Origin of the sequence: Alteromonas sp. 14N.309.X.WAT.G.H12, from assembly GCF_036697315.1 — a bacterium.
Taxonomy (GTDB): domain Bacteria; phylum Pseudomonadota; class Gammaproteobacteria; order Enterobacterales; family Alteromonadaceae; genus Alteromonas.
On the sequence record NZ_JBAHZB010000052.1, the window covers coordinates 1 to 8,351 of the forward strand.

Annotated in this window: 5 protein-coding genes; 1 reads left to right on the top strand and 4 read right to left on the bottom strand. The window is 46.3% G+C overall.

Translation table 11 applies throughout. The features are described from left to right. A partial coding sequence (locus V5298_RS13270) for an Hsp70 family protein (RefSeq protein WP_332931928.1) occupies positions 1 to 992 on the bottom strand: 992 nt, incomplete at its 3' end. Positions 993 to 1,107: 115 nt separating this feature from the next. Continuing rightward, the gene (gene grpE / locus V5298_RS13275; RefSeq protein WP_332931929.1) at positions 1,108 to 1,752 is read right to left on the bottom strand and encodes a nucleotide exchange factor GrpE; all 645 of its coding nucleotides are present in this window, start codon (positions 1,750 to 1,752) and stop codon (positions 1,108 to 1,110) included. A 230-nt stretch (positions 1,753 to 1,982) separates the two neighbouring features. Here grpE and V5298_RS13280 point away from each other — a divergent pair, with 230 nt between their 5' ends. Beyond that, entirely contained in the window at positions 1,983 to 5,345 is a 3,363-nt protein-coding gene (locus V5298_RS13280; RefSeq protein WP_332931930.1) for a PAS domain-containing hybrid sensor histidine kinase/response regulator, read from the top strand. A 35-nt stretch (positions 5,346 to 5,380) separates the two neighbouring features. Here the strand turns inward: V5298_RS13280 and V5298_RS13285 are convergent, their stop codons facing one another. Continuing rightward, positions 5,381 to 6,022 (bottom strand): response regulator transcription factor, encoded by a 642-nt coding sequence (locus V5298_RS13285; protein ID WP_332931931.1) that lies wholly within the window; start codon positions 6,020 to 6,022, stop codon positions 5,381 to 5,383. Positions 6,023 to 6,139: 117 nt separating this feature from the next. Continuing rightward, positions 6,140 to 8,351: TonB-dependent receptor (locus V5298_RS13290; RefSeq protein ID WP_332931932.1), on the bottom strand; the 2,212-nt coding region annotated here is incomplete at its 5' end.

Genomic DNA, 8,351 nt, shown 5'->3' on the forward strand with positions numbered 1-8,351 from the left:
ACAGAAAGGTCAGCATCAGCCAAGGCTTGTTTAACGGGTTTAAGCGAATCTTTAACCATATCTTCAACCAAAGACTCTAACTTGGCACGGGTCACCTTAATGGCAAGGTGTTTCGGGCCAGAGGCATCTGCGGTGATATAAGGCAGATTAACTTCCGTTTGCTGTGAAGAAGACAATTCGATTTTCGCTTTTTCACCGGCTTCTTTAAGACGTTGCATGGCCAGCGGATCTTTACGCAGATCGATACCTTGGTCTTTATTAAACTCGTCCACAAGGTAGTTGATTACGCGGTTATCGAAATCTTCACCACCTAGGTGTGTATCACCATTGGTCGCTAACACTTCAAAAGTGTGTTCACCGTCAACTTCATCAATCTCGATAATAGAGATATCAAAGGTACCACCACCTAAGTCGTAAACAGCAACAACATTGTCGCCTTGTTTTCTGTCCATGCCATAAGCTAGGGCAGCGGCTGTGGGTTCGTTAATAATACGCTTAACTTCCAAACCAGCGATACGACCAGCATCTTTAGTTGCCTGACGCTGAGAATCGTTAAAGTATGCAGGTACAGTAATAACGGCACCGGTCACTTCTTCGCCAAGATAATCTTCGGCTGTCTTTTTCATTTTTTTCAGCACTTCAGCTGAAATTTGCGGCGGCGCCATTTTGTCGCCTTTCGCTTCTACCCATGCATCGCCATTGTCAGCTTTAACAATTTTGTAAGGCATGATGTCGATATCGCGCTGGACTTCTTTATCTTCGAAGCGACGACCGATGAGTCGTTTGATGGCGAACAAGGTATTCTCAGGGTTTGTTACCGCCTGACGTTTAGCCGATTGGCCAACCAGTGTTTCACCGTCGTTAGTGTATGCAATAATAGAAGGCGTAGTACGATCACCTTCAGCGTTCTCGATTACCCGAGGTTTGTCGCCATCTAAAACAGCGACACATGAATTCGTTGTACCTAAGTCGATACCAATTATCTTACCCATTTTGTGTCTCCAAAATAAGAATCTTTAATTTCTGCATTTTTAGTGGGGTTATTTTTCCACTTTTTCAAGAGTCGCCAGAAAAAAATCTGTCGGCTATTACGGGCTTTCGCCTAAGTTATGCCTGCGTATCAACGCCACTTTCTGGCGCGCGGGACACCATGACCATTGCCGGACGAAGTAAGCGTCCGTTAATCTGGTAGCCTTTCTGCATCACAGCCATCACTGTATTTGGTTCATGATCGGCACTTTCTTGCATGGACATGGCTTGGTGAAGCTCTGGATTGAAAGCTTCGCCTTGGGGATCCACCGGCGTTAAACCAAACTTCTCAATGGTGCTAACAAAAGACTTTAATGTCATATCCACACCTTCAAGGAGTGGCTTGACGACTTCGTTTTCACCATCACCAGCAAGAATTGCACGTTCTAGGTTGTCGATAACCGGTAGTAATTCGCCAGCAAAACGCTCCAACGCAAATTTACGGGCTTTTTCAACCTCAGCTTCTGCCCTACGACGGGCATTTTCCATATCGGCACGGGCACGCAGTACACTTTCCTGTTGCTCTTTAATCTGTGCCTGCGCTTCTGACAGTGCATTTTCCAACTCATATATCTTTTGCTGGGTTTCAGACACGTCTTGTTGCTCTACATTTTCGGATTGTTCTTCCGCTGACTCAACATCTTCCTGAGTCACTTCTTCTGCCTGAGATACCTCAGCATCCTGTGGCTTCTTTTCATTGTGCACGTCACGTTCTTCGCTCATGCCTTCCTCCAAACGTTGCTTTTCCGGGCAAATTTCACATTTTGCTGATCACCACGCAGAGAAGTTATCCCTGGTTAATGACAGCAATTTTGCGTTTAGTGGAGCTATTAATGGGGTTAGTTAACCCCCCTTCAAGGGTATCCTTAAAAAATTTGTGGCTAACAGCGATATTTTTTGCCCGCGGTTTGTTGTAAGGTGCTTAAACACAAGAATTTCATGTTTATTTATCCATGTTTAGCATTTGGACCATAGGTCTGATAACAGTGATTTATTTAGTGTTTTTGTTCCTTATCGCCTTTTGGGGGGACAAAAAACTAAAGGATAACCAGCAACATCCGGTTTTATATAGTTTAGGGTTGGGTATTCACTGTACATCTTGGGCTTTTTTTGGCACCACCACCCAGGCTTCCCAATTTGGCTGGGCCTTAGTGCCAACCTATGCCGGTATCATTCTTACCATGGCCTTTTTCTTTCCGGTGATACTTCGCATCTCCCGCTACTGCCATAACCATAACGTCAGTTCCATTGCCGATTTTTTTGCCCTTAAGTTTCAACATTCACATTTACTGGCCGCCATGGTGACAATACTGTGTTTTATTGGCGTTATTCCCTATATCGCCCTGCAACTCGATGCTATTTCCGCCAGTATTACCCTAATTTCACCGGGCACCGGCGATGGTTCAAACACCGTAGGGCTGTATGTGGCGGCCTTAATGGCCTTATTTGCCATTCTCTTTGGTACCCGAACCCTCAATTTAACCGACAAGCATCCTGGCTTACTGCTTACCATTGCCGTGGAATCCGTCATAAAATTAATTGGTTTAACCACCGTCGGACTATTTGTGTGTTATTCGCTGTTTAATGGGCCCTTTGATCTTATGGCGCAAGCGGCACTGCACCCGGAAGCGAGAAAAGTGTTATACGCCGACAGTGCGCCGCTGGTATATGCCAGCCATGTGTTATTGGGTGTCTGTTCTCTTTTTATTTTGCCCCGCCAGTTTCATATGAACTTTGTTGAATGTAATGGTGAAAACGAGTTACGTACCGCACGTTGGTTGTTCCCTCTCTATTTGTTAGGCATGACCCTCTTTATTTTACCCATTGCTTTAGCCGGCCATATATTGCTTGATACCACCACAGTGAGTACTGATGCCTTTGTACTGGCGCTGCCGTTATATGCAGAGAATAAAACCGTTTCACTCATTGCCTTAATTGGGGGGTTATCGGCAACGACCAGCATGATCATTGTGGCCACACTGGCACTGGGCATTATGATAGCAAATAACCTTCTCACCCCTATCTGGCTCAAAATTCACCTTAAAAATAATCCCACCCACGCCATGCGTAATACCACCTTACTCACCATTCGCCGCCTCACGGTGCTAGTGGTGTTATCGGTGGCCTACTGGTATCACGTTAATGTCAGTCAAAGTGCCCCCTTGGTGAAAAGTGGTATTATTGCCATTGCCCTACTTGCCCAATTGTTACCGGCGATGATTTGGGGTTTGTATTGGCAAAGGATCAGCAAACGGGCAACGCAACTGGCCATACTCGTCGGCTTTTTATGCTGGTCTGCATGGCTATTGTATCCGTCTATTTTATCCAGCTACTATTTTAATCCGGCCCCCACCGAAGCCGAATTAGGCGGCAGCTTTTTTGCCTGTATGGTGGTCAATTGCATTACGTTACTGTGTATTTCTTTACTCGATGGTTCGACTTCCACCGGCAATCGTACCGATGAGGAAAAGGACAACCAACCGAAATTAGCCATACGGATCCAAGATTTATTTGCCCTGACAGCCCGTGTACTGGAGCCCGAAGTCAATCAGGCATTACGTCGACAAGTGGCCTCCCGCACTGCACCCGCGGCTCAGGAAGGTTTTGCCAGCTTAAGCCTGTTGTCGCGGGTGGAAAAATTACTTGCCGCCCAAGTCGGTACGCCTAGTGCCCGTATTTTGCTGTCGGCCATTGCCCAAAGTAAACCGGGATCGTTAAACGAACTGGTGGATTGGGTAGAAGAAGCCTCCCTAACGTTTCAATTTAATCACGAAGTATTGCAATCCTCGGTGCAACATATTCAGCAAGGGATCAGCGTGTTAGATCAGGAGCTCAAGCTACTGGCATGGAACGAGCGTTACTTGGAACTCTTTAAGTATCCACCCGGTTTTTTGCATGAAGGGATCGCCATTCAGTCGCTACTGGAATATAACGCCAAACGGGGCTTACTTGGCCCAGTGGAAAACGTCGAAAGCGAAATCGAAAAGCGTATTGCGTATATGAAAAACGGCAGCCGTTATACTTATATTCGAAAACAACCCGACGGCCGAGTGGTTGAATTAAACGGCAGCCCCCTTCCCCTCGGCGGCTATGTCACCACTTACAGTGATATTACCCAGTACATCCAAATCCAAGAAGAACTGGAAAAGGCAAAGTCCGATCTTGAAGCTCGGGTTGCAAGACGTACCGAACAACTTGAACAAGCCAAAATGGAAGCCGACCTGGCAAACGAAAGTAAAACCAAATTTCTTGCTGCCGCCGGTCATGATTTGATGCAGCCCTTTAACGCCGCCACCTTATTTGCGTCTATGTTGCGTCAAAAAACCACGGATACCGAATTGTCATCCTTGTCGCAAGGCTTGGTTACCTCGTTAGCCAGTGCAGAATCCTTGCTTTCTACCTTGTTAGATATGACAAAACTTGAATCTGGGGTACTTGTTCCACAAATAACAGAGTTTGCCCTTGATGATGTACTCACGCCCCTGTTTAACGAATTTACCGTGATTGCGAAACAGAAAAATCTCACCTTACGTTACTGCAAAACCGCAGTCATCGTACGGTCAGACAAAAAGTTATTGCGGCGAATTGTGCAAAACCTCATCTCTAATGCTATTCGCTATACCCACCAAGGCGCGGTGTTAATTGGGGTGCGACGAAATGAAAAACACCGCGTTAGGGTGTGGGTGTGTGATACCGGTATAGGGATCCCAATCCATCAGCAAAAAAATATATTCAAAGAGTTCCATCAACTTGAAAACCAAGCCAATCAAGGATTGGGGCTAGGCCTTACCATTGTAGAAAGGATCAGTGAACTGTTACATCACCCTGTGACATTGGTATCTGAAGAATCTAAAGGCACCGTCTTTTCAGTTACCCTGCCCCGAACGCAACGGGCCTTGCACAAACACGGTGAGGTAGATCTGACAGAAATGAATGGATCGTCCCCATTATGGCTTAAAGACAAAACAATTTTGCTGATTGAAAATGATGTTCAGATCACCTTAGCCATGAGCGAATTACTGCAAGATTGGGGCGCCCAGGTTGTTTGTGCCTCATCGCTACAACAGGCCTTAGAATGCTGCCCTCAAGCGCCAGATCTAATGCTGGTAGATTATCACTTAAATGGGGATGAGACGGGCACACAGGTCGCGTTGGCGCTAAAGGAACATTGGAATAAGGCGGTACCCGGCATACTCAATACCGCCAACCGCGATGATAATATACGGGAAAAGGCCACCGAAGCAGGATTAAAATACCTGCCCAAACCCGTTAAACAAGGCGCCCTTAAGCGGCTGTTAAAACAGCTGCTTAAATAAAAAAACTGAGTGATGATGTTGCATGGGAAGAATGGTTAATCAGAGCCGGTTAACTGGCGGAACAACACCCCGGCTTTGGTGCGATTAATCACTTGTAGCTTTTTTAATACGGCAGAGACATGTTGTTTAACGGTGGACTCAGAAATAGCCAGTTCGTAAGCAATTTGCTTATTAAGTAGCCCGTCAGACATCATTTTTAGTACCTTGAACTGATGGGGAGTTAGCAAAGCCAGTTTTTCAGCAAAGGCGGCTTCCTCACTGTCTTGATGTTGACTTAACTCATCTTCTAACCCATCGGGAAGCCATTGCTCCCCTTCAAGAACATCATTGACCGCTTCAGCAATGACGGTAAGGGGCGTCGATTTGGGAATAAACCCACTGGCGCCTAAATCCATGGCTTTGCGTATTAATACCGGCGCATCTTCTGCCGATACAATCACCACCAACACATCGGGAAATGACGTTCGGATCTCACTTAGGCCGGTAAGGCCGTCATTACCCGGCATATGGATATCAAGAAACACCAATTCGATACTGTTATCATTACTCAATGCTACTTGGGTTTCTTCAAATGTGGCCGCTTCAACGATATTGTCTCCCACAATATCCAGCAGCGCTTGACGCATAGCAGCCCGAAACAACGGATGATCATCAGCGATGAGTACCTTCGATTGCATGATTAGTCCTAATCTTCCTTTGCACGAATGTGTGCTCAATTTAGCACATAGATCTCAAATAAACGAAAACAGGCGACATAGCGCCGCCTGTTTAACCATCACTCATTACTGCGGGGGCTAGAAACGATAACCCACCGTGAGCTGTACTGTACGAGGATCGCCATAGTATCCAATCAAGGTCGTATCGCCGCCTAAACCCGCTCCGTAGGTACCATCATCATTGCGGGTTACAAAGTCATAACCCCCTACCAGGTACTCTTCGTCGGTAAGATTTTTCACGTGTAAACCACCGTACCAGTTCCCTTCCATGCTTTCCCAATTCACGCTTAAATTCACCATGCCATAGGCATCCTGTTTAATCAGATCACTGGTTTCAAACAGCAGGTAATCATCACGGAAGTAGTAGTTTGCATTAAAGATAAAATCGCCCCAATTGGTTTGCAGCAAATAGTTTGCCGCAAGGTTCAAGGTGTTTTCCGGTGTACTGGCAAGACCAATAAGCGGAGGAATGGCATTGTTTTCTTTAATTTCAAAATCAATATAGCCGTAGGCCAAATCGAAGGACAGGGCATCATTGACCACATAAGTCATTTCCACTTCCGCCCCTTTTGCCGCCGTTTCTGCGGCATTTCTCAAGCGTTGCTGTAACGCAGTAGGATCATCGGAATTACCCTCAATACCAATGTATTGGCGATCTTTATGATCATAGCTGAACAGGGTAATATTCATACGGAACTGATCCGTTAAGTCACTCTTCATGCCGAGCTCGAAGGAGTCTACCACTTCAGGCGCTACACCCGGCTCATTGGTTTCGGCTCGCGGGTTAAAGGTGCCTGATTTAAACCCTTGGGCATAACTGGCGAAAAACATAATGTTATCGGCATACTGATATTCCACCCCAACCCGTGGTGTAAAGCGTGACCAGCTTTCCACAGCAGGCGCATCCAAAATTCCGTCGCCATCGGTATCGGTACCCAGTACCTGAGGAATGTTCACGTCATCAGGGCGGACATAGCCATCAATCCAGCCCGATTCTGGGTATAAATTGTAAAGCACCGTACCGTTATTAACCGTTGCTTGTTTTTCTTCATCGGTAAAACGCGCGCCCAAAGAAATGGACCATTTATCGTTAATATCGTAATTTAACTGGGAATAAGCCGCCCAGCTTTCACTGTTGTTACAACCTGAGGTTTCGCGGCTAAATCCGGTGGTGTCTTCAGGGAAAATACCCAATGCCCCATAGGTGCGCCCTAACACCCCTAGTACGGCATCAAACACACCACAGGATTCACCGTCGTAATAGTACAAGCCACTGACTAGGCTAAAAGATTGGCTAACATAGTTGACCTGTAATTCATGGGTGTCATTTTCATCTTCGTAAATGGCTGGCACATCGAAAATATCAAGCTGGGTATTGTCAAAATCGATGTTGGTTGGCGAATAACCTTCCCGGTGCGAACCGATGTATTTGACTTCAAGGCTGTCGGACACATCATATCGCGCCATCCAACTGTATCCTTCCAACTCCACTTTGTTGTTGGTAGGCAAGCTGGTGTACGAGTCATACACCGAGTCAGGGCTTGGTGCATCGGTTAGCAAACTGGGCAGTAAACGATAACCGCCTTTGGCGTTGGATTTGTCTTCGGTTTTATCCCAACCAAAGCGAATAAAAAAGTCATCCGTTGGGTGAATTTCCAAAGTTAAACGGGCCGCCCACAAATCTTTGTTGTAGTTTTCAGTATCTTGTCCATCTAAAGCGGAAACTAAAAACTCACCGTAGCCATCACGATTTAAATTGGCATAGCCGAATCCCAGATAGACTTTATCTTCCATGATGGGATACTGGCCGGTGAACTTCACATCCCGGCGATTGTAATTCCCTATGGTCACTTCGGCGTTTAACTGAGGGTCGCCGGTCATTTCTTTGGTCACATATTTTACTGCACCACCAATGGTATTTTTGCCATACAATGTGCCTTGAGGCCCGCGTAACACTTCGATTCGCTGTACATCTAGCAAATCTAAAACCGCCCCTTGAGGACGGGCAATATAAACATCATCCACATAAATACCCACCCCAGGTTCATAGCCCCACAACGGATCCTGCTGACCCATACCGCGAATAAAAGCGGTGAGTGTAGAGTTTGTGCCCCGGCTGGCTTGTAATGTGGTGTTAGGAGAAAATTGCTGGACTTCTGTGAGCACGCTTATGCCTTTTTCAGACAGCTCACTGGCCCCGATTGATGTAATCGCCACCGGGGTTTCTTGTAATGACTCTACGGTTTTACGCGCCGTCACTTCAATACGTTCAAGTTTTCCTCGCCCCTCG

What these genes read in the sequence shown, in the direction of transcription:
- grpE (WP_332931929.1), bottom strand. Translation starts at nt 1,752, where the DNA reads ATGAGCGAAGAACGTGACGTGCACAATGAAAAGAAGCCACAGGATGCT.
- V5298_RS13280 (WP_332931930.1), top strand. Translation starts at nt 1,983, where the DNA reads ATGTTTAGCATTTGGACCATAGGTCTGATAACAGTGATTTATTTAGTG.
- V5298_RS13285 (WP_332931931.1), bottom strand. Translation starts at nt 6,022, where the DNA reads ATGCAATCGAAGGTACTCATCGCTGATGATCATCCGTTGTTTCGGGCT.